Source organism: Flavobacterium sp. (assembly GCF_025352015.1).
Lineage (GTDB): Bacteria > Bacteroidota > Bacteroidia > Flavobacteriales > Flavobacteriaceae > Flavobacterium.
The window spans coordinates 1-22,694 of sequence record NZ_JANXUG010000039.1; the positions used below are offsets into that span (position 1 = coordinate 1).

The window sequence follows — 22,694 nt, forward strand, 5'->3', positions numbered from 1 at the left end:
ATAAATTATTATTTTTAGATAATAATAATTAAACAATAAAACTATATGGCTTCAACATCCGAAGTGGGACATGCAAAAAACATTGCTAATCTCAATTTACTAAACACTAACATTATTGCACTAGGTGCAATATATAATCCAAATAATCCAAAATTGCTTCTAACCAATCTACAAAGTGTTTACACCACAGCATTTTCACAACAAACTAGTGTAAACAATTTAGTTGCTCCGTACTCTATAGCTGTCGATGGTAGGGAAACAATCTTCAAACCATTAAACCGTGAACTTACTAAACTTCGTAAAGCGTATAAGGCTACAGATGGAGTTACACAAGTGCAACTCGAAGATTTTATGACCATAATCCGAAAATTAAAAGGCGAAAAAAAATCAAAAGATAATCCCACAACTGACCCCTCCTAAAATTACTTGACACATTTTGTTATTTCTTTTTCTTTGGCTTTTCTTTTGTAAATAAGTCGGCTGTAAATTTTTCGTACAACTCAAATAAATATACCATTCTATTGGCTTCGTTTGTAAAAGGCGCAGTTCTGTATGCAGAATCTACGGCTTTGTCTAACTCGTTATGTACTTTTATTAATGTTGGGGGCATTGTTAGCGGATTGTATAAATCTGCCAATGAACTTTTTGGAAAACTTGAACGAACATCTAAAACTTTTTGTGCTTTTTCATCAATTTGTTTTACTTGTTTTTCACTTGGATTTTCAGGAAATGGATAATTATTATAAACCAATTCGTTTGAATATCTAAAATCACTTTTTAACCTACCGCAAACAGATTTAACCCAAGCCATATGCATTGTTGACATCAAAATACCAAAATGAAAAAGACTTGCATTTGAAACAAACGAACAACTATCGCTCGGAACATATTCAGAATTAAAAAAACCTAAAGGAATATATTTTCTGTTTTCTGATGAATGTCGTGGAATTAAAATAAAATCTGAATTTGGCTGTCTGTTTTCTCCAAATAAAGTTGGGAAATCCGCTAATTTTTTGGTTGCCAATCGTGTACTTTTATTTCTGTAATCTTTTACGTTTTGAACTCTTTTAGAAGTTTCTGGCAAAGATTTTAAATCCGAAGGATTTATATCTTCTAACCAAAAACACCATCTATTTTCATTATTCAGGAATTCTTTCGCACTTAAAAGATGTTTAATATATTTTTCAGCATTTGGTTCTTTTTTAAGAAATTCAATTTTTTCATCATTAGTTAATAATAAAAAACCTCCGTCATTTGGCATACTTCCAAATTTAATTTCAGGGATATTACAAATTGAGTTTCTTCTTTTTTCTATAAAAATATCTTTAGCATCAACTAAATAAGCATTGATGTTTTTTGCTTTTATTTCGTGTGCTTCACCTTTAATATTTTCATATTCAAAAATGCTTTTATTACTAGTGTCGTAGTTGGCGAAACCAACTATTACACAATAAACTGCTGCATTTCCTTTCGCTTCATTGCTCCATTTAAAAGTACGATGAGCAAAATGAATTTTTATGCTAAATTTATTTAACATTTGACCCCAAAGTATAGACGTTTGTTCGCCCTGAACAATTGAATTTGTAGAAACAAAAGCAACTTTTATTTTTGTGTTTTGAATGAATTTAGCCGATTTTATATACCAACCTGTTACATAATCTAAAACACCACTTCCTTGAATGTTATCAAATTCTTTTACTATTTGATTGCGTTGCAATTGTGTCATTATTTTAGAACCTATAAATGGTGGATTTCCTAGAATATAAGAAAGTTGCTCTTTTGGAACAACATATTCCCAATCAACTTCTAATGCATCGCCGTGAACAATATTTGCTGATTTTTTTAATGGCAAACGTGCAAAATATTGTCCGAATTCGTTACTAATTAACATATTCATTTGGTGGTCGATTAACCACATTGCAACTTCAGCAATTCGAGCTGGAAATTCTTCGTACTCGATTCCGCCCATCATATCGACATCGAGCCAAATGATTTCACGAACGTCAAGAAATCCTTGTCCTGATTTGTTTAATGCACGTAAAACATCAATTTCTAACAAGCGTAATTCTCTATAAGTAATTACTAAAAAGTTTCCGCAACCACACGCTGGGTCAAGAAACTTGAGTTGACTTATTTTTTTGTGAAACTCTGGAAGTTTGTTTTTGTTGTTTTTTACGTTTTCAAATTCTGCCCAAAGTTCGTCAAGAAATAAAGGTTTTATAAGTTTTAAAATATTGGTTTCGCTGGTGTAATGTGCGCCAAGATTTCGGCGTTCTTTCGGATTCATTACGCTTTGAAACATTGAGCCAAAAATTGCTGGAGAAATTTTGCTCCAATCGATGTAACAACAATCTAATAATGCTTGTCGCATTTTTGTATCGAAACTTGCCATTGGCAAGATTTCTTGAAATAGTTTTCCGTTTACATACGGAAATGCCATCAAATCTTCGTCAAGATTTTTAAAACGTTTTTCGTTTGGTGTGTCGAGAACTTGAAAAAGTTCTTGCAGTTTTGGTGCTAAATCGCTTCCGTCTTCGTTGGTGCGAAAAGCAATATAATCTTGAAATTGTTGTTTGTTAAAAATAGTTGTGTCTTCGGCAAAAAGACAAAAGAGTAGGCGAACCAAATAAACTTCTAACGGATGACCATCGTAACCAATTTCTTTTAATCGGTCGTGAAGTTTACCCATAAGTTCAGCCGCTTTTATGTTGGCTGGGTCTTGTTCTTTGTAAACTTTCTTTTGATAGCCAAGTAAAAAGCCAAAACTTTGAATGTTGGCTACTAATTCTGAAATTTTAAATTCAACGATGTTTTCTTCTTCTAAATCGTAAAGTTTGAAGATTTCAAAATCAGAAACTAAAATATATTTTGGTAATTCGTGTTGTTTTAATCCGTGTAAATAATCTTTAGCTTGTTGAAATGCTTTGTCAAGATTTTTACCTCGACTTTTCATTTCTATTAAAATTGTTCCTTTCCAGAGTAAATCGATGTAACCATCACGTTCATCAAGTTTTTTTACTCGATGTTCAAAAGTTGCAACTTTTTTGCTGTAGATTCCAAAGATGTTAAAGAATTCTACTAAAAATGGTTTTGCGTCTGCTTCTTCGTTAGAATATTCTGCCCATTCTTTAGAAAACTTTACAGCTCTTTCTTTAATTTCGTTCCAACTTAATGCCATAATTTTACTTTTTCAAAACGCTAAAGTAGTATTTTTTTTAGTTAATTTTTTGATGATTTTTTCGTCAGTTCTGCGTTATGCGCAGGGTTGCGCTAGGGTTGCCACTAACGGCAGTTCGTATTAAAACCGTAATTTCTTTTCAAACCAACCTTTTCAAACCCAAATATATTACTTTTTAACTACGATTGAATTGCAAATTACAAAACCTAAAAACTGTATAAGAGGCGTTTACACAGTTTTTTGGACAGTCTCATAATTTTTTTGGACAGTCTCCTAAAATTATTACCTCAAAGCTTCTTATTATTACCTCAAAGCTTGTTATTATAATCTCAAAACTTGTTATTATAACTTAAAAGGAAAACGATATTAAAGTATAAAATTACCACTCCATAAAATAAAAAAGCATCCCAAAGGATGCTTTTTTTTATGCCTTAATAATTTTTGATATAGTCAACCTTCTCGGTTAATAGTTGTGATGATGTGCCATCGTTTATCTTAAACTTGGTTTTTATAGTTTCCACCTTATCTATGCGTTGCAGGTAGACCATAAAATGCAAATGAGGTCCGTTTGACCATCCTGTATTGCCACTGTAACCTAACAAATCGTTTTCTTTCACGATAGTGCCCTCTTTTACCACAACGCCATTCATCTTGAGGTGAATGTATTTCGAAAAAGTGCCATCGCTGTGATACAACATGATGTAGTTATTGTATTCGGCACATTTTTTTTCAGGACAATTTTGGTTATTATTTGCGACCACTTTGATGACAATTCCGGCTCTTGCCGCTACAACTTGGGTTCCAATGGGCATTGTAAAATCTAATGAATTTTCATTTTGATGCGAAAAACTGCCATTATACCCCTGAAAAACGGCAAAGGATTTCCCGGTTTGAAAAGGCAACGAATAGGTATACTCATCGTAATCTGTTTTAGTACTGTCGCCATAATTAGAACGTGTTTTGGTCTTAAAACCATAGGCAGCATTGGGTTGCGTAATTTGAAGCGTGGTTATTATAAATTTTTTTGTCTGGGCAGGAATCACAAAAATTTTATCATTTCCGTTACTAGAAGTTAGATTGGTTAATTCCAAATTTAAAAAAACAGAAACAGGGCAGAACTCGTTATTGTCAACAAGAACAGTATAACCCATATCGGTTTTTTCGTTGTAAACCGAAACTTTTATTTGAGAAAAACTGGTTATACTGATAATGAATAAAAAAATGGATGCTATTTGTTTCATATACACTTTAGTTTAAGGTAAACGTATAAATTATTTTCCCTACTTGTTTTTCGGGGGCATTGCTGTCGGCTTGCCATTTAGTATTTTGGGCAGCAATTTTGGCTTGGTCAAGCAAGCATTTTGCGGTATTGGTTGTTCCTTGAATTCCTGCGGTCACACTGATGGTATTTCCGTTTCTATCTACAGAAACCTGCACGGCGACTCTCCCTTGTTCTTGGCAGGTGTAAGCGGGTTGAGGTTTGTTGAGTGCTTTGCGGTTGCCCAGAGAATATCCAGTGCCGCCACCTTTACCACCGCCAGTTCCTGGTCCGCTACCGGGTCCTGTTCCTGGGCCATTACCAGGTCCGTTTCCATTGCCATTGCCGCTGCCCGTGCCATAATAGCCTTTGGTGTTTAAGTTCCCATTGGCATTTCCTTTGTTTCCGGCTTTGTTGTCATTGCCATCGCCGTTCTTGTTACCCAATATATTCGACAAGGCATCGTTAGCATTTTTAGAAACTTTTGGTTTTTCAACTACGGGTTTGAGGTCTTTTTTAACTTCAACCGGTGTTTTCTTGCTTTTTTCCTTTTTAGGAATTACTACATTATTATCCGCATTGTCATCAGAAATAGTGTTTTCATCGGGCGTGGTTTTTACGGGAGCAACTTTTGTCTGGTTTTTTACATTGAGCACATCACTTTTGTAATTGTTGCCCATGCCATAGTCGCTGTCGCCAAAGTTCATTTCGATGCCGCCACCGCCACCGCCGCCCATGAGTTTCATATTGGCTGGAGGCCAAAAACGCAAAAAGAAAAGCAGCAACAGCAACAAAGCATAGACTGCCGTTGTAATCGCTAATGATTTTTTGTCATCTTTAGATAGTTCCATATTGATAGCCGTTTAGTGGTTGAATAATTGGGAATATAACGCTTAAAAATAAATATTATTGTGCAATCTTACTCGAAATTGGTTTATACCAATTGTTTTAAAGCAATTTCAAAAGCCGTTGCACTGATGTTCTTTTTATCGGGGTTCAAATGATTTGCTTTTTCTAAAGCATTTTTAATAGTTTCCGAAATGTCATAAAAGATGGATTCATCGGTCATTTGCACTTTTGCTTCCATAAAATAAGCAAACACGCGTGCCATACCGCAATTAGAAATAAAATCGGGAATCAAACTAACTTTGCTATCGGTGGCTTCCATGATGCTTCCGAAGAATATTTCTTTATCGGCAAACGGAACATTGGCTCCACACGAAATAACTTCTAATCCGTGCTGGATTAAGTGGTCTATTTGGTCTTTGGTTACCAATCGCGAAGCGGCACAGGGCGCGAATATAGCGGCACCTAGTGTCCAAACTTTTTCATTTATTTCGGCAAACGGAATAAGGTTTTGTGCCACTAGTTTGTTACCGGCTTTATTTAAAAATAATGTTTTTATTTCATCGAATGTAAAACCTTCTTCGTTGATGATGCCGCCGTCGCGGTCAATAATTCCAACAACTTTAGCACCCATTTCTGTTAAATAGAATGCCGCCGCCGAACCCACATTTCCAAAACCCTGCACAATGGCTTTTTTACCCTTCACATCGCCACCATAAATATGATAATAATGACGCACGGCTTCGGCAACTCCATATCCGGTAATCATATCGGCAATGGTGTATTTCCGTATGACATCGGGAGAGAATTTTGGGTTTTCGATAACCTTAATTACGCCTTGGCGCAATTGTCCAATTCTATTGATTTTATCGGCTTCGGTAGGTTTAAAATGCCCGTTAAACACACCTTCCTGCGGATGCCATACGCCACATTCTTCGGTAAACGGAATAACTTCATGAATTTCATCCACATTCAAATCGCCACCGGTTCCGTAATAACTTTTTAATAATGGAGAAACGGCTTTGTACCAACGTTGCAAAACACCTTTTTTTCTAGGGTCATTTGGGTCAAAATTAATCCCAGATTTGGCGCCACCAATAGCAGGTCCAGAAACAGAAAATTTTACTTCCATAGTTTTAGCCAGAGAGAGCACTTCGTTCATATCCAATCCTTTTCTCATTCGTGTTCCGCCACCAGCCGCGCCGCCGCGTAGGGAGTTGATGACAGTCCAACCTTCGGCTTCGGTTTCTGCATCTTTCCAGTTAAATACTATTTCGGGTGTTTTATCTTCAAATTTCTTCAATAATTCTTTCATAGTATGTAGCTTGTTTGTGGTGCAAATATAGGAATTAGGATTTGGGAAATTAGCATAAAAAAAACGCCACTCGAAAGTGGCGTTAGCTAATTACTATTTTTTGTTTTCCTTATAACGTTTATCAGGTGTTCCGTCTTTTTTCAAAGGAGTTTTTGCTTCTTCTTTCTTTTTAAAACGTTTGTCTGGCGTTCCGTCTTTTTTCAAAGGCGCTTTTGCTTCCTCTTTTTTTGCTGCGGGAGCTTTGGTTTCTTTAGCAGCTTTGTCAGCTTTTTTAGGAGCTTGTTGTGCTGATGAAGTAAGCGTAAATCCTACTAGTGCCATGATGGCAAACATTAATTTTCTCATTGTTTTATAAATTTTTAGATTTAAAAGCTAAATTATAAAAAAGAAAATACAATTGGGTACTTATTCATGAAAAATTTATATGTTTGGATAGCTTTCAATAATTAGTAACTAAAAACAAAATAGCGTTATGGGTATATTAAAAAATTGGCATCAGCAACATTCAGAAAATTTATCTTTTGGTAGCCGATTGGCAGATAAAGTAGCGAGCAATATGGGTTCATGGCGGTTTATTATTATCCAAACCATCATAGTTGTTATTTGGATGGCATTAAATTTTGTGGCCTTTGTTTCGCATTGGGATCCGTATCCGTTTATTTTATTAAACCTTCTTTTCTCTACACAAGCGGCTTATGCGGCACCTATAATTATGATGGCACAAAACCGTCAAAACGAGCGCGACCGAATGAATGCTGAAGCAGATTATAAAACCAATATTCAAGCCAAGGAAGAAATAGAAGCGTTAACTCTTAAACTCAATTCGATGGAAGTCGATAAATTGGATAAAATTATCCGAATGCTAGAAGAGTTGGAGAAAAAATAAAACTAGACTCTGTGAGAAAAGAAGTTGTAATAGTAGTAAGCACTTTTATTTTGACCTTTTTTTGGTTTTTTGCGGTGACCAAAAGTGTATATCATTATGTAATTGTTGGTGTCATTTGTGAAATACTGTGGTTGCCCATGATGATTATGTTAGTTGTTTTGCCTGTGCTTTGTATTTATTATTGGCGCAAGCAACAATGGAGTTTTAAAACAATTTATCCTTGTTGTTTGTTAATGATTATAGCTACAATGTTGTTGTTGTATTTTAATCGATAAATTTTTAATGTCAAACTTCATAAATACTGCCAGCACTATGATTGTGTTTGCTTCCCGTTACACTACATAAAACATTGTTCTCGTTGCGTAATTTCAACACACCAAGTAAACCGAAGATTAGGGCTTCTTTATATTCTAATGTTTTAGCATCGGGAATTATTATTTCAAGTTGCGGTAAATGAAATTCTAGTTGCTCAATCAAAAAATCGTTATAAGCACCACCGCCTGTGACAAGCATTTTGCCGGTTTTTTTTGGTAAAGCCAAATTTGTTTGTATGGCAATATGTTCCGTAAAAGTTCGCATTTTATCTTCAGTTGCGATTGAATAGTTTTCAATCAATGGCAAAATAATTTCTTTCACAAATTCAAATCCAAGCGATTTAGGAAAAGCTTTTTGGTAATATGCCAAAGCGTTTAATTCTTCAAAAAGTTCCAAATGCAATTTTCCTGAACGAGAAATTTTTCCTTTATCATCATAATCAAATCCTAATTGATGAGCGTAAAAATTTAGTACGGTGTTTACGGGCGCAATATCAAAGGCAATTCTGGTATTATAATGCTCAAAAGAAACATTAGAAAATCCTCCAAGGTTAAGGCAATAGTCAAATTCTGAAAATAAAATTTTATCACCCACAGGAACTAACGGCGCGCCTTGTCCACCCAATTGAACATCTTGTACTCTAAAATCACAAACCACAGTTTGCTCTATAATTTCAGCAATTTTGAGTAAATTACCAATTTGTAACGTCAAACCATTTTGGGGTTGGTGCAAAATAGTATGCCCATGACTGCAAACTGCATCGAGGTTTTTGATACTATGTTTTTCAATAAAAGTTTTTATAACATTCGCTAAAAGCAACGTGTACGCTTCATTAAGTTGCTGCAATTCGGTTTCCGAAAAAGAAACTGCAACTCTCAAATTGTTTGACCATTCTTCAGAATAAGAAATGGTTTCGCATTCCAAAATTTCATAATTCCATTTGCCATCAATAATTTTAAAATAAAGGTGCGCCAGATCAACACCATCAAGCGAAGTACCTGACATCACACCGATAATGTGATAAGATTGTTTAAACATAATCTAAATTTACGAAAACGTTTGAAATTTTGAGTTTTATGTGTTATTTTTGCTCACCAAAATTAAAGAAACAACCAACATAATCGCAACAATTCATGGATTTTAATTTAACCGAAGAGCAAGTAATGATTCAACAAGCGGCAAGAGATTTTGCAATAGCTGAATTGTTGCCAGGTGTTATAGAAAGAGACGAACATTCTAAATTCCCTACAGAACAAATCAAAATGATGGCAGATTTAGGTTTTATGGGAATGATGGTCGATCCTAAATATGGCGGTTCAGGTTTGGACAGTATTTCTTATGTTTTGGCAATGACCGAAATAGCCAAGATAGACGCTTCTGCAGCCGTAATTATGTCTGTAAATAATTCGTTGGTTTGTGCCGGTATGGAAAAATATTGCAATGAAGAGCAGAAAATGAAATATCTAGTGCCACTTGCCAAAGGAGAAGGAATTGGTGCCTTTTGCCTGTCTGAACCCGAAGCGGGGAGCGATGCCAGTTCGCAAAAAACGACAGCAATAGATATGGGCGATTATTACTTATTAAACGGAACCAAAAACTGGATTACTAATGGTGCTTCTGCTACCACTTATTTAGTGATTGCTCAAACCGATGTCGAAAAAGGACATAAAGGAATCAATGCTTTTATTGTAGAAAAAGGTTGGAAAGGTTTTGATATTGGTCCTAAAGAAAAGAAAATGGGAATCCGCGGTAGCGATACGCATTCGCTTATGTTTACCGATGTTAAAGTTCCAAAAGAAAACAGAATTGGTGCTGATGGTTTTGGTTTTAACTTTGCGATGAATGTGTTAAACGGAGGAAGAATCGGGATTGCATCACAAGCATTGGGAATTGCAACGGGTGCTTATGAATTGGCGTTAAAATATTCTCACGAGCGAAAAGCTTTTGGCAAAGAAATCTTTAAACATCAAGCTATTGCATTCAAATTGGCGGATATGTTTGTAAAAATTACAGCGGCTAAATTGTTGATCATGAAAGCGGCATGCGAAAAAGATGAAGGTAAAGATATTGCTCACTCTGGTTCAATGGCAAAATTATACGCGTCGGAAATTGCTTTAGAGGTTGCTAATGAAGCGGTTCAAATTCACGGAGGAAATGGTTATGTTGCCGAATACCACGTAGAACGAATGATGCGCGATTCAAAAATTACTCAAATTTATGAAGGAACTTCAGAAATTCAAAGAATTGTAATTTCTCGTGGTTTGGTATAATTTTTTTTTGTTAATTTATATCAACATAATATTTAAAGTTTTACGTTACTAATCACTAAACCCTTTCGGAAACGATTGGTTTTTTTTGATTTAAAAGACCACACATTAACAGTAGTAAATTTTCTGATTAAAAGAAAAGTAGAATCAGTACAAATGGCATATTTTTAAATTAGTTGTTTTGGTAAAGCCATAAATAACTTTATTTTATGCCATCCCGATTTTCGGATTATGATAAATAACTTTATTATATGCCATCCCGATTTTCGGATTATGATAAATAACTTTATTATATGCTATCCCAATTTTCGGATTATAATAAATAACTTTATTATATGCCATCTCGATTTTCGGATTATAATAAATAACTTTATTATATGCCATCCCAATTTTCGGATTATGATAAATAACTTTATTATATGCCATCCCGATTTTCGGATTATGATAAATAACTTTATTATATGCCATCCCAATTTTAGAAAGCCATTAATCAATTTAAAATATAGTATCTCGGTTTTTGAAACGGCTGCTTTTTTCATACTTTTGAAAATCAGATAAAGAAACATGAAAAACATTATCATCACCGGAACATCTCGCGGTATTGGTTACGAATTAGCGTTGCAGTTTGCCAATGCTGGTCATCAAGTGTTGGCCATTTCTAGAAATACGCCTCAAGCGTTACTCCAAAATTCAAATATAACCTGCCTTTCTGTTGATTTATCAAAAGAAGATGAGTTAGTTAACGTTGTTGATTTTCTCTCTAAAGCCTGGAAAAAAGCAGATGTCATTATCCACAATGCAGGAAGTCTCATAAACAAACCCTTTGCACAAACTACTCAAGACGATTTTGAAAACGTTTATAAAGTCAATGTTTTTGCCATTGCCAATCTCACGCGAATTTGTTTGCCTTATCTTCAAAAAGGAAGTCACGTAGTTTCGATAAGTTCGATGGGTGGAATTCAAGGCAGCATGAAATTCGCTGGGCTTTCAGCATACAGTTCCAGCAAAGGAGCAGTAATTACACTATCGGAATTATTAGCTGAAGAATACAAAGAGCAAGGAATTGCTTTTAATGTATTAGCTCTTGGCGCAGTAAATACCGAAATGTTGCAGGAAGCTTTTCCGGGTTATGAAGCTCCAACTTCTGCACCGGAAATGGCGGATTATATTTTCAATTTTGCCTTAACAGGAAACAAATATCATAACGGAAAAATAATTCAGGTTTCATCCAGTACTCCTTAAAGAGTTGATGGTTGACAGTTGATAGTTGATGAAAACCCAACAATCGACAACCAACAACCAACAACCAACAACTAAATTATGAGCGAAGTCTTATCTAAATACTTACCCGAACATGCCGTAATTTCATGCTTTGAATTAATCAAAGAGAATAACGTACATCTTAAAATCGTTAACGAACGGCAAACGCGTCATGGCGATTATAGAAAAGCGCTGACCGGTAAGCATGAAATAACGGTAAATTCTAATTTGAACAAATACCGTTTCCTAATTACGTTGGTGCACGAAATAGCCCACTTGGCGGCTTTTGAAAAATATGGACGAATGATAAAACCACACGGCAACGAATGGAAAGTTACTTTTCAGCGGTTGATGTTACCTTTTATTCGACCCGAAATATTTCCTCATTCGGTTTTGCCATTAGTGGCAAATCATTTTAGAAACCCCACCGCCAGTAGCGATACCGATGCTCGGTTAGCGTATGCGTTAAAACAATTTGACGAACGAAAACCCGACATAAACTTTATTCACGAAGTGCCAAGCGGTAGTTTATTTCGAATAAAAAACGGTCGAATTTTCCAGAAAAAAGGACTTCGGGTTAAACGCTATGAGTGTTTAGAAGTAAATACAGGAAGATTATTTTTGTTTAATGCTAATGCTGAAGTCGAAATTTTACCGTGTTAAGCTATGAATAGCTATGTCACTTTGTACCTTTGTCTCTATGAAATTATTTAAAAATGGATAAAAATTATTACGCCATACTAATGGCAGGTGGCGTTGGGTCCCGTTTTTGGCCTGTTAGTACTACTGATTTGCCGAAACAGTTTCACGATATGTTAGGTTCGGGCGATACTTTGATACAGAAAACATTTAGTCGTTTATCAAAAATAATTCCGACAGAAAATATTTTGATATTAACAAACGAACGTTATAACAACTTGGTTTTAGAACAATTGCCAATGGTCAAACAAGAGCAAATTTTGTTAGAACCAGCGATGCGAAATACCGCACCTTGTATTTTATACGCTTCGCTGAAAATTCAAAAGAAAAACCCCAACGCCGTTATGGTGGTTGCACCAAGCGATCACTGGATTGAGGATGAAGCTGCTTTTTCAAGAGATTTAGAACAGTGTTTTACTTTTTGTCAGCAGCAAAATGCGTTGATGACTTTAGGAATTCAGCCCACATTTCCAAATACAGGTTTTGGTTATATCGAGTTTGATAAAGCAGATGCAAACCCCATTAAGAAAGTAAATCAGTTTCGTGAAAAGCCCGATTATGAAACCGCAAAATCATTTTTAGAGGCAGGGAATTTCCTTTGGAACGGCGGAATTTTTATTTGGAGTGTAGCATCGATTACAGAAGCTTTTGAGGAATTTCAACCACAAATGAACGCATTGTTTCAGCAGGGTTTAAAAAGTTTTAATACAGAAAAAGAAAAGCAATTTATACATACCAATTACGAAAAGACAGCAAACGTTTCTATTGATTATGCTGTGATGGAAAAGGCGAAAAATGTGTATGTTTTACCAGCTACTTTTGATTGGAATGATTTAGGAACTTGGGGTTCGCTACATGACAAATTAGACAAAGACGATAACAATAACACGGTTGTAAATGCCACTGTAATTTTAGAAAACGCCTCCAATAATATTATTCGTTCCGAAGCCAAAAAGCTTGTTGTTATAGATGGATTGGATGATTATATTATTGTGGATAATGAAAACGTATTGATGATTTATCCAAAAAGTAAAGAACAAGATATCAAGCGAATTACTGCTTTAGCGAGTAAGTTATAAATGAAAGGGAGCGAATTTCGCTCCTTTTTTAATCCTCTTTATTTTGTGATTTTCTTATTTTTTTGAACAGATTGGACGAATATACAAAGTCGGTTATAGCTTCATTGTCTGTTTTAAAAATGTCTTTTTTGGTACCTTCCCAAGCCAAAATTCCTTCTTTTAAAAAAATAATTTTTTCTCCAATTTCCATTACCGAGTTCATATCGTGTGTATTTATTACAGTAGTAATGTTATATTCTATAGTAATTTCATGAATCAAATTGTCGATGATAATTGCAGTTTTTGGATCAAGACCAGAGTTGGGTTCATCACAAAAAAGATATTTTGGATTGTTTACAATAGCACGAGCTATTGCTACTCTTTTTTGCATTCCTCCCGAGAGTTCAGAGGGCTTTTTATGACCTGCATTAATCAAATTGACACGATTAATAACAAAATCAACGCGTTCTTTAATTTCTGAAGCTGATTTATTGGAAAACATTTTTAACGGAAAGCCCACATTTTCTTCAACCGTCATACTGTCAAAAAGTGCACTGCCTTGAAAAACCATACCGATTTCGGTTCGCAAGGCTCTTTTTTCATCATCGGTCAAATTCGAATAAATTCTGCCGTCAAAAGAAATTGTTCCTTTATCTGGAGTATGGATGCCCAGTAAACTTTTAAGCAAAACTGTTTTTCCAGATCCACTTTGACCAATTATTAAATTGGTTTTCCCAGTATCAAAGATGGTTGAAACTCCCTTTAAAACTTTGGCATCTCCAAATGATTTCTCAATATCTTTAACTTCTATCATGAGGTCAGTAGTAATTGTGTTAATATGTAATTTGCCAAAATAATTGTTACAGCAGTCCATACAAAAGATACGGTACTTGCTTTTCCTACTTCGAGTGCTCCGCCTTTCATATAATAACCATGAAACGAAGGTATTGTTGCTAAAATTAAAGCAAAAATAAAGGTCTTAATAAAGGCATATATAATATGAAAAGGGATAAATTCTTGTTGAAGGCCAGTTGTAAAATCATTGCTTGTTGCAAATCCGCCATAAACTGCAGCTATCCAACCACCAAAAATCCCTAGAAACATACTAATGCCAATTAAAAAAGGGTAGAGTAGTAAGGCAATTAATTTCGGAAAAACCAAATAGTTCAAGGAATTAACACCCATCACTTCTAAAGCGTCAATTTGTTCTGTAACACGCATCGTTCCTATACTTGAGGTAATGAATGAACCCATTTTTCCTGCCATAATTATAGAAATAAAAGTAGGTGCAAATTCTAATATTACAGATTGCCTTGTGGCAAACCCTATAAGGTATTTAGGGATTAATGGATTGGTTAAATTCAAAGCAGTTTGAATCGCAACCACACCTCCAACAAAAAAGGAAATAAAGCAAACAATACCAAGTGAGCCAATAATTAAATCATCAATTTCTTTGAATATTAATTGTCTCATGACCGACCATTTTGTGGGTTTGTTGAAAATTTCTTTCCACATTAAAAAATATTTTCCAATTTGAGATAAATAGCGAACGAGCATCATGATTTTAAAATATTTTCAAAAATAGTGATATTAATTTTAAAATGATATAATTTGAAAATTGGAAAATGACTTAATTCTACATCCCTCATCTTCAAATGCTCAAAGCTATAAATTTTCAGATTAGCTTTTCTTTCATTTTTTTCCAACGATAATTCCTAATGAATTTGGCTTGTTCTGCAGTAACTAAAAGCGGTTTTTTTACTGATTTTGCTTTCCAAAATCCATTAATATAGTCAAGGAACAACAGCGGTTTTCCTTTTCGTATCGCTAGTTTTAGGGATGCTATTGTCGTAATAAATAAACCATAACCTAAAGTATAAAAAGCTTCACCTTGCTTGTAGCGTGCTGTTTTATTGTAATTGGCACCCGTAGGTTTAAGGTGTTTGACTTTCAAATTTTCATCGGTGATTACCTTCCAATTATAAAATTTGCAGAGCAATTCATCAACAGTATCCCAGCCCATAGCTGGTTTTAGTCCGCCAATTTGTTTGAAACATTCTTTTCTGTATGCTTTAAAAGCACCTCGAATATGATCTTTATCGGTAAGGTTTTCTAAAATATAGTCATCGTTTTTTTCTATGTAGGCAAAGCCACCAGCCATTCCAATTTTGTCATCTGATTTAAAATATGAACTTATAGTTTCAAAATAATTTGTAGGGAAAATCAAATCAGCATCAGCTTTTACAATGAAATCGTAATGTTCATCTAACGTTTCTAATCCTTTTTGAAATGCTTGAATCACTTTGCTTCCAGGAAGATGAACGGCCTCTGAAGTTTTATTCACAAATGAAATCCAAGAATGTTTCTTGGCGAACGCTGAAATTATATTGGCAGTTTTATCAGTTGAATTGTCATTGACCAACACCAATTTTTTTGGCAACAAAGTTTGCTCTATAATAGACTGGATAGTTCGCTCAATGTATTTTTCTTCATTATGTGAAGGAATGACAATATAATAGTCCATTTTTTTGCAGATTGATAGGGTAAAAATATAAATTCGAAGCCATAAAAAAAGGATTTCTGTTAAGAAATCCTTTTAAATTTAAGTATATATAAATAATTATTCAGCGTTTGCTACTTCTGTAGTTCTACCTTTCTTTTTAGTGAAAGCCTCAATGGTATCATACATTACTGGTATTACTTCTTTACCTGTTTTGTCAATAAAACCAAGTTTTTCTTTTCTGTTTTTGACTAAAGCCCAATTTTTTCTAACACTGTCAAATTTTGACACTTCTACATATTTTACAGGCACAATAACATTACCATCTTTGTCAACAAACCCTTTTAACCCTTGACTTTCTACAAGTACCCAATCTTTGGCATAGTCACCAAATTTTCCAATTTTGTCATAAATAGGCGGTACAATTTCTTTACCTTGTTCATTCATAAAGCCATATTTTCCATCATTAATAATCAAAGCCCAACCAGAATTGTACTCATTATAATTTTCAATAGTTTGATATTTTGGTTCCACCACAATTTTTCCGCTTTTATCAACAAAACCATAAAGATTTTCAAGTTCTACTCTTGCCCAGTTTGGATGCATTTTGTCAAAGTCATCAATGGCATTGTATTTAGGTGGGATAACTTCTACTCCCGACTCGTTTATAATCCCAAATTTTTCATCTGATTTTACAATAAATAATTTTTGACCAAACGAAAATGTAAAGACAGTTAACATAGAATACGTAAATAATTTTTTCATAATAAATAGGTTAAGGGGTTTTGTTTAATTTCATTTCAAACATAGTGAAATTGTCGATTAAAATACAAATAAAATCGATGAAATGCACTATTTTTTATAAATAGTAAGAAATATTTATATAATAACTTACAATAGTAACTTTTTGAAGAGTATCTATTCAAATTGTAGAAAGCCAATTAAGTATAAATAAAACAGTACAACAAACCCGAAAAAATGATTTTTAAAGATTATTTTATAAAAATAGGTTATGAAAACCTACTTTATTTTTTCGGCATACACCATATAATATCTTGGAGTAAAATATCTTAATAGTGGACGAAAACCAAATTTGGTAACGGGATGTGTGAATTTTTGACGGTCAATGATTTTCCATCCTGTTTTTTCTAATAGCCAATCGAGTTGCCAATCTTCAAATTCGTGATAATGCCGGTCCCATTTATCTGTTTTGCTTTTGTAAGCTGAAGAAAACCACAATCGCAAAGGAATTGAAATTAACAACTTATCACATTTTACGTTTTCTAAAACTGTATAAGGATTTAGTAAGTGTTCAAAAATTTCAAAACCAGTAAAAACATTATAATCTTCCTGTTGCAATGCCATTTGGTCATTATCTAAATCTTCTCCTTTGGTATTAATTACTGTGTAGCCGTTCTCAACCATGATTTTTGAAAAAGGGTTTGGAACACCCAAATCAAAAATCATTTCAGTAGTTTTGATATGTTTCTTTAGAAATAATAGCGTTAAAGTAAAGCGCTTGTTCGGATACGTCTTTTCATACATGGTTGAATAAATTGGATTACAAATTTACTTTTTTCTTTCCTATTCCAACTTTCAACCCCCGACTTTTTTACATTTTATACACAATGGCGTTAACATTCATGCCTGCGCCAACAGAAGCAAAAAGAATAACATCACCCTTGTTTAAATTTTGATTTTCAATCTCCTCTTTTACAAGCGAATCGTATAAAGTGGGAACGGTTGCCACGCTTGAATTCCCTAATTTATGGATACTCATCGGCATAATGCCCTCGGGCGGTTCTTGATTATAAAGTTTATAAAAACGTTGCACAATAGCTTCATCCATTTTTTCATTAGCTTGATGTATGAGTATTTTTTTTACTTCATTAATGTTGATACCACTTTTATCCAAACACTCTTTCATGGCTTTTGGAACATTGCTCAACGCAAATTCATATATTTTTCTGCCATGCATTTTAATATAGCGTACGTCGGGATTGAGTGTTTTATTGAATGAATTTCCAAAAAACAGATAATAAATTTCGTCATAAGTAAAAGTTGCTGTTTCATGAGCCAAAATTCCTCCTGTTTCATTTGTAGATTCAATGACAGTGGCACCTGCACCATCAGAATAAATCATACTGTCTCTATCGTGCAAATCGACTACGCGAGAAAGTGTTTCGGCACCAATAACCAAACATTTTTTTGCCATTCCTGATTTGATAAAAGCTTGTGCTTGGATAACCCCTTCTATCCATCCAGGACAACCAAAAAGCATGTCATAAGCCACACATTTTGGATTTTTTATCCGTAAATCAAATTTAACTCTGGCGGCTAAATTAGGCACCAAATCGGCTTGAATAGCACCTTTGCGCACGTTGCCAAAGTTGTGTGCCAATATAATATAGTCTAATGTTTCGGGATCAATGTTAGCATCTTCAATCGCTTTTTTTGCCGCTAAATATGCAATATCCGAAGTATTTAAATCATTTGTTACATATCTTCGCTCTCTTATTCCTGTTATTTCAAGAAATTTTTCGGCAATTATATCATTCGGATGTGGAAATGGTGTTCCATCGTCGTTTAAAAAAACGTGTTCCGCAAAATCTTTATTGGATACTATTTCAGTTGGAATATAACTTCCAGAACCAGTTATTTTAATATTCATAATTTGGTGCTATTTCATTGCGAAATTATAAATAAAACCCGTTTAATGTTATCAAAATGCAAAGAATCACTATTGAATTATTTATATTTTAAATATTGAATGAAAAAATTACGAAAATCACATCTTTTGGTCTATTTATTGCGCAATTTTTATCTGTAAGATGGTCGCAATACTTAAAGCTTGCGTTTTTATTTGTTCTGCCTTTTCTCCGTTGAAGTTTTCATCCACAGTAGTATAAAAATGGTAAAGCCAGGTTTTGAACATTTCTGGAGTTAAGTGTTCTTTAGCGTTTATGTCTAAATGTATTTGTGTCAAATTCTTAAAATAGCCACCCGTTCCCAAAATTGCTTGTGACCAAAATATAACTAAAATAGGCAAGTGCTCTTCGATTTTTATCTTAACTATATCTATAAAAATATAGCTTATAGTTTCATCCAAAAGCAATTTCTTATAAAATTCATCAACTATCAAAAATAAATCGTTTTGGGTTTGGATGTCTTTCATATTTTATGTCATAAAGCTGTAAAGTGAAAAGTCGAATGCCTTTTTTTACTTAACTTTTGACATTCGACTTTGAGGTATTAATACTTCGTTATATTTTACATATACGCTTCAATAGGTGCGCAAGTGCAAACCAAATTTCGGTCTCCATAGGCATCATCTACACGACGAACGCTTGGCCAGAATTTATTATCTAAAATATATTCTAAAGGATACGCCGCTTGTTCACGTGTATAAGGCATATTCCAATGGTTTGAAGTCAGCATTTGTAGCGTATGCGGTGCATTTTTTAAAATATTATTTGGGTCTTCGACAGAAGCACTATCAATTTCTTTTCGAATATCAATCATCGCATCACAAAAACGGTCTAATTCGGCTAAATCTTCAGATTCTGTGGGTTCTATCATCAATGTTCCTGCTACTGGGAAAGAAACGGTTGGAGCATGAAAACCATAATCCATTAAACGTTTCGCAATATCCACGACTTCAATTCCATTTTGCTTAAAACTGCGACAATCCAAAATCATTTCGTGTGCAGAGCGACCACGTTCTCCAATATATAAAATTGGAAAGTGATTTTCCAATCGTACTTTCATATAATTCGCATTCAAAATGGCAAATTGTGTGGCACTTTTTAAACCTTCAGCACCAAGCATCGTTATATAACCATAAGAAATCAAGCAAACCAAAGCCGAGCCATAAGGAGCAGCTGAAATTGCTGTTATTGCATGGTCTCCACCAACATTTATTATAGGATTTGTGGGTAAAAAAGGCACTAATTTTTCGTTTACACAAATAGGTCCCACTCCAGGACCGCCACCGCCATGAGGGATAGCGAACGTTTTATGTAAGTTCAGGTGGCAAACATCAGCACCAATGGTTGCTGGATTGGTCAAACCAACCTGTGCGTTCATGTTGGCACCATCCATGTAAACCAAACCACCATTGTCATGAATGATTTTGGTAATTTCGCAAATCGCACTTTCAAAAACTCCGTGAGTGGAGGGGTAAGTCACCATTAATGCTGAAAGATTATTTTTGTGCAAAATAGCTTTTTCTCTTAAATCTTCCACATCAATATTACCATTTTCCATGGTTTTGGTTACGATAATTTCCATACCAGCCATGGCAGCCGAAGCTGGGTTGGTTCCGTGAGCCGATGACGGTATTAAACAAACATTTCTTTGATTATCGCCACGGGATAAATGATAAGTGCGAATAGTCATCAAACCAGCATATTCGCCTTGCGCGCCCGAATTTGGTTGTAAAGTTGTACCAGCGAAACCTGTCACTACATTTAATTGTTGTTCTAATTTTTTAAGCATAGTGATGTAACCTTCAGCTTGACTTATAGGAGCAAAGGGATGAATGCTGTTCCAGTTTGCCATTGATAAAGGCAGCATTTCGGCAGCAGCATTCAATTTCATGGTGCAAGAACCAAGAGAAATCATGGAATGATTTAAGGATAAATCTTTGCGCTCTAATTTTTTTATGTAACGCATTAACTGGCTTTCTGAATGATGGTTGTTAAACACATCATGCTCTAAAAATGCTGATTTTCTCTCCAAATTTGCTGCAAAATTATTGGAAGTTGATAAATCAGTGATGGTGAATTTATCTTTATTGTATGCCTCGGCGAAAATGGCAATAATTTGATTAATATCCGCTATTGAAGTTGTTTCGTTTAACGAAATTGAAATAGTATTTGCATCTACATAATAAAAATTTACTTCATTTTTTTCGGCTATGGAGCGCACTTTTTGTGCATCTGCTTTTACTAAAATGGTGTCAAAAAAGGCCGAATTGATTTGGTAAACCCCTAATTTATTCAAAGCGTCTGCTAATGTAACTGCTGATGAATGTACTTTGTTGGCAATAAATTGTAATCCTCTTGGACCATGATATACGGCATACATTCCTGCCATAACAGCAAGTAGAACTTGGGCGGTACAAATATTGGAAGTTGCTTTTTCACGTTTAATGTGTTGTTCACGTGTTTGCAATGCCATGCGCAGCGCAGGATTTCCATTAGTATCAATTGTGACACCGATAATTCTTCCCGGCATGGAACGTTTGTATTGTTCTTTAGTTGCAAAAAATGCTGCATGAGGTCCGCCATAACCCATCGGAATTCCAAAACGTTGTGTCGTTCCTACTACTACATCGGCACCCATTTCTCCTGGCGAGGTTAATTTTACCAATGATAAAATATCGGCAGCAACAGCCACTTTAATTTCGTTTGCTTTTGCTTTCGCGATGAATCCGGCATAATCATTTACTTGTCCATATTTCCCAGGGTACTGTAAAATGGCTCCATAAAAATCTGTATAAAAATCGAAAGTTTCGTGGTTTCCGATTACCAATTGTATGCCAATTGGTGCTGAACGAGTTTGTAAAACCGAAATAGTTTGTGGTAATACTTCTTCGGAAACGAAGAATTTAACAACATTATTTTTCTTTTGGTCACGAGAGCGAACGTCATACAACAACGCCATTGCTTCAGCTGCAGCAGTACTTTCGTCCAATAAAGAAGCATTGGCAATTTCCATTCCGCTCAACTCAATCACCGTAGTCTGGAAATTCAAGATGGCTTCTAATCTTCCTTGTGCAATCTCAGCTTGGTAGGGTGTATAGGCAGTATACCAACCGGGATTTTCAAAAATATTGCGCTGAATTACTGCAGGAACAATCGTTGGATGATAACCCAAACCTATGTATGATTTGAAAACTTTATTTTTTTGCCCCAATTCTTGAATATGGTTTAAATACTCATATTCGGTCATTGGTGCGTCCAGATCTAAATCATTTTTTAAGCGAATATCATCAGGAATTGTTTCGTAAATTAATTGCTCAAAGCTTTCAACTCCGATGGTTTTGAACATGTGGTTTAAGTCGCTCTCACGAGGACCTATGTGGCGTAGTGCAAATGTGTCTGTTCTCATTAAATTGTTTCTTCTAGATGTGTTAAGTTGTGCTGTTTTTATAACTGTATCAAGTTCAGTTTAAAGCACACAAAAGTAATTATTAATGTTTTAATTTTGTGCTAAACAAAGCCCAATATTTTGACAAATTTTCAACTAAAACGACTTGTTATTAACAGTTTGATTATTTTTGAAACATGTACTATTTAAAGAAGCTTCTCGATTTTTATATTCAATCCTCAATTCATGTTGGGTTGGCTGTTTTTAGTTTGGTTTACCTTACTTCATTCAATAATGATTTGTGTAAACACATTACCTATCCTTGCTGTGTTTTTTTTGGAACCATTTTGGGTTATAATTTCCTGAAATACTTTGAAATTTTTCGGAAAGGAAAATTTCATTCGCTCAAGTATTACGGAATTGTTATGGTATGTTTTTTAGCTGTTTTTGGGTTTTATTTCTTTTTTATCCGAATGATAAATAGCATTAAAATTCAGTTGATTATCGGCGGATTAATGGTTTTGTTATATCCGTTGTTTAGGAAACACGGAATCATTAAAATGTTTTGGGTGAGTTTTGTTGTGGCGTATTTGACGGACTTTGTGTTTACCAGTGCAGTGCCAAATTTTAAGGGAATTTTACTGTTGGAATTTATGAAGCGCTTTGTTTTAATTAGTGCTTTAATAATCCCTTTTGAAATTTATGACAGCCAGCATGATGATAAAACCTTAAACACATTACCTCAGAAATTTGGAATAAAAACGGCCAAAAAAACAGGTTATATACTGCTTTTTCTCTTCATCGTTTTGGATGTTTTAAGCTTCCATTTTAATGACATTATCAGAATTCAATATTTGTATGCTGATATAACTATTGCCCTTGTTACTGGTCTTGCTGTATATTTTTCATCGGTAAAAAGAAATCAATATTACACTTCTTTTTGGGTGGAAAGTATTCCGATTCTGTGGTTGGTTTTGGTTATGTCATTTACATAAAAAGCGAAGTATAATTTTTTGTCT

Annotated in this window: 23 protein-coding genes; 8 read left to right on the forward strand and 15 right to left on the reverse strand. The window is 34.5% G+C overall.

The features are described 5' to 3' along the window. Positions 1-45 precede the first annotated feature (45 nt). Positions 46-420 carry a hypothetical protein gene (locus tag Q0Q96_RS04025; protein ID WP_293871945.1) on the forward strand — a complete coding sequence of 125 codons (375 nt, stop codon included), beginning with the start codon at positions 46-48 and terminating at the stop codon, positions 418-420. 19 nt (positions 421-439) lie between these two features. Here Q0Q96_RS04025 and Q0Q96_RS04030 read toward each other — a convergent pair whose 3' ends face one another. The 5 genes from Q0Q96_RS04030 to Q0Q96_RS04050 all read right to left on the reverse strand — a co-directional run bounded on the left by Q0Q96_RS04030 (position 440) and on the right by Q0Q96_RS04050 (position 6,942). Continuing rightward, positions 440-3,178 carry a DNA methyltransferase gene (locus Q0Q96_RS04030; RefSeq protein ID WP_293871946.1) on the reverse strand — a complete coding sequence of 913 codons (2,739 nt, stop codon included), beginning with the start codon at positions 3,176-3,178 and terminating at the stop codon, positions 440-442. Between the two features lie 431 nt (positions 3,179-3,609). Then, positions 3,610-4,419 carry a M23 family metallopeptidase gene (locus Q0Q96_RS04035; RefSeq protein ID WP_293871947.1) on the reverse strand — a complete coding sequence of 270 codons (810 nt, stop codon included), beginning with the start codon at positions 4,417-4,419 and terminating at the stop codon, positions 3,610-3,612. A 7-nt stretch (positions 4,420-4,426) separates the two neighbouring features. Next, positions 4,427-5,287, reverse strand: a complete 861-nt coding sequence (locus Q0Q96_RS04040; protein WP_366068923.1) for an energy transducer TonB — start codon at positions 5,285-5,287, stop codon at positions 4,427-4,429. 83 nt (positions 5,288-5,370) lie between these two features. Beyond that, positions 5,371-6,597, reverse strand: a complete 1,227-nt coding sequence (locus Q0Q96_RS04045) for a Glu/Leu/Phe/Val dehydrogenase dimerization domain-containing protein (protein WP_293871948.1) — start codon at positions 6,595-6,597, stop codon at positions 5,371-5,373. A 93-nt stretch (positions 6,598-6,690) separates the two neighbouring features. Next, positions 6,691-6,942: a hypothetical protein gene (locus tag Q0Q96_RS04050; RefSeq protein WP_293871949.1), complete on the reverse strand. Its 252-nt coding sequence runs from the start codon at positions 6,940-6,942 to the stop codon at positions 6,691-6,693. Positions 6,943-7,069: 127 nt separating this feature from the next. Here Q0Q96_RS04050 and Q0Q96_RS04055 point away from each other — a divergent pair, with 127 nt between their 5' ends. Both Q0Q96_RS04055 and Q0Q96_RS04060 read left to right on the forward strand, forming a co-directional pair. Then, on the forward strand, positions 7,070-7,483 hold the full coding sequence (locus tag Q0Q96_RS04055; protein WP_293871950.1) for a DUF1003 domain-containing protein: 414 nt from the start codon (positions 7,070-7,072) through the stop codon (positions 7,481-7,483). 11 nt (positions 7,484-7,494) lie between these two features. Beyond that, positions 7,495-7,758: a hypothetical protein gene (locus Q0Q96_RS04060; RefSeq protein ID WP_293871951.1), complete on the forward strand. Its 264-nt coding sequence runs from the start codon at positions 7,495-7,497 to the stop codon at positions 7,756-7,758. 10 nt (positions 7,759-7,768) lie between these two features. On the opposite strand, the gene Q0Q96_RS04065 is transcribed toward Q0Q96_RS04060, so the two are convergent. Next, positions 7,769-8,836 (reverse strand): anhydro-N-acetylmuramic acid kinase, encoded by a 1,068-nt coding sequence (locus tag Q0Q96_RS04065; RefSeq protein WP_293871952.1) that lies wholly within the window; start codon positions 8,834-8,836, stop codon positions 7,769-7,771. A 95-nt stretch (positions 8,837-8,931) separates the two neighbouring features. Between Q0Q96_RS04065 and Q0Q96_RS04070 the strand changes: the two genes are divergently transcribed. Continuing rightward, on the forward strand, positions 8,932-10,068 hold the full coding sequence (locus Q0Q96_RS04070; protein ID WP_293871953.1) for an acyl-CoA dehydrogenase family protein: 1,137 nt from the start codon (positions 8,932-8,934) through the stop codon (positions 10,066-10,068). Positions 10,069-10,272: 204 nt separating this feature from the next. Here Q0Q96_RS04070 and Q0Q96_RS04075 read toward each other — a convergent pair whose 3' ends face one another. After that, a complete protein-coding gene (locus Q0Q96_RS04075; protein WP_293871954.1) occupies positions 10,273-10,533 on the reverse strand; it encodes a hypothetical protein in 261 nt (86 codons plus the stop codon). Between the two features lie 96 nt (positions 10,534-10,629). Between Q0Q96_RS04075 and Q0Q96_RS04080 the strand changes: the two genes are divergently transcribed. The 3 genes from Q0Q96_RS04080 (at position 10,630) to Q0Q96_RS04090 (ending at position 13,103) form a co-directional block, all read left to right on the forward strand. Continuing rightward, on the forward strand, positions 10,630-11,307 hold the full coding sequence (locus Q0Q96_RS04080; protein WP_293871955.1) for an SDR family oxidoreductase: 678 nt from the start codon (positions 10,630-10,632) through the stop codon (positions 11,305-11,307). Between the two features lie 78 nt (positions 11,308-11,385). Next, on the forward strand, positions 11,386-11,988 hold the full coding sequence (locus tag Q0Q96_RS04085) for a SprT-like domain-containing protein (RefSeq protein ID WP_293871956.1): 603 nt from the start codon (positions 11,386-11,388) through the stop codon (positions 11,986-11,988). Between the two features lie 53 nt (positions 11,989-12,041). After that, positions 12,042-13,103, forward strand: a complete 1,062-nt coding sequence (locus tag Q0Q96_RS04090; protein WP_293871957.1) for a mannose-1-phosphate guanylyltransferase — start codon at positions 12,042-12,044, stop codon at positions 13,101-13,103. Positions 13,104-13,131: 28 nt separating this feature from the next. Here the strand turns inward: Q0Q96_RS04090 and Q0Q96_RS04095 are convergent, their stop codons facing one another. The 8 genes from Q0Q96_RS04095 to gcvP all read right to left on the reverse strand — a co-directional run bounded on the left by Q0Q96_RS04095 (position 13,132) and on the right by gcvP (position 21,696). Further along, positions 13,132-13,896, reverse strand: a complete 765-nt coding sequence (locus tag Q0Q96_RS04095; RefSeq protein WP_293871958.1) for an ATP-binding cassette domain-containing protein — start codon at positions 13,894-13,896, stop codon at positions 13,132-13,134. After that, entirely contained in the window at positions 13,893-14,642 is a 750-nt protein-coding gene (locus Q0Q96_RS04100) for an ABC transporter permease (protein ID WP_293871959.1), read from the reverse strand. Before Q0Q96_RS04100 ends, Q0Q96_RS04095 begins: the two co-directional genes overlap by 4 nt. A 115-nt stretch (positions 14,643-14,757) precedes the next feature. Then, on the reverse strand, positions 14,758-15,606 hold the full coding sequence (locus Q0Q96_RS04105; RefSeq protein WP_293871960.1) for a glycosyltransferase family A protein: 849 nt from the start codon (positions 15,604-15,606) through the stop codon (positions 14,758-14,760). Positions 15,607-15,702: 96 nt separating this feature from the next. Next, entirely contained in the window at positions 15,703-16,347 is a 645-nt protein-coding gene (locus Q0Q96_RS04110) for a WG repeat-containing protein (RefSeq protein ID WP_293871961.1), read from the reverse strand. A 255-nt stretch (positions 16,348-16,602) separates the two neighbouring features. Next, positions 16,603-17,127, reverse strand: coding sequence for a methyltransferase (locus Q0Q96_RS04115; RefSeq protein ID WP_293871962.1), 525 nt, complete (start codon positions 17,125-17,127; stop codon positions 16,603-16,605). Positions 17,128-17,194: 67 nt separating this feature from the next. Continuing rightward, positions 17,195-18,253 (reverse strand): ketoacyl-ACP synthase III, encoded by a 1,059-nt coding sequence (locus Q0Q96_RS04120; RefSeq protein WP_293871963.1) that lies wholly within the window; start codon positions 18,251-18,253, stop codon positions 17,195-17,197. A gap of 135 nt (positions 18,254-18,388) precedes the next feature. Beyond that, entirely contained in the window at positions 18,389-18,757 is a 369-nt protein-coding gene (locus tag Q0Q96_RS04125; RefSeq protein WP_293871964.1) for a group III truncated hemoglobin, read from the reverse strand. A 95-nt stretch (positions 18,758-18,852) separates the two neighbouring features. Beyond that, on the reverse strand, positions 18,853-21,696 hold the full coding sequence (gene gcvP / locus Q0Q96_RS04130) for an aminomethyl-transferring glycine dehydrogenase (RefSeq protein ID WP_293871965.1): 2,844 nt from the start codon (positions 21,694-21,696) through the stop codon (positions 18,853-18,855). A 176-nt stretch (positions 21,697-21,872) separates the two neighbouring features. Between gcvP and Q0Q96_RS04135 the strand changes: the two genes are divergently transcribed. Then, complete coding sequence (locus tag Q0Q96_RS04135) at positions 21,873-22,670, forward strand: hypothetical protein (protein ID WP_293871966.1); 798 nt, start codon at positions 21,873-21,875, stop codon at positions 22,668-22,670. The last annotated feature ends 24 nt before the right edge of the window (positions 22,671-22,694 follow it).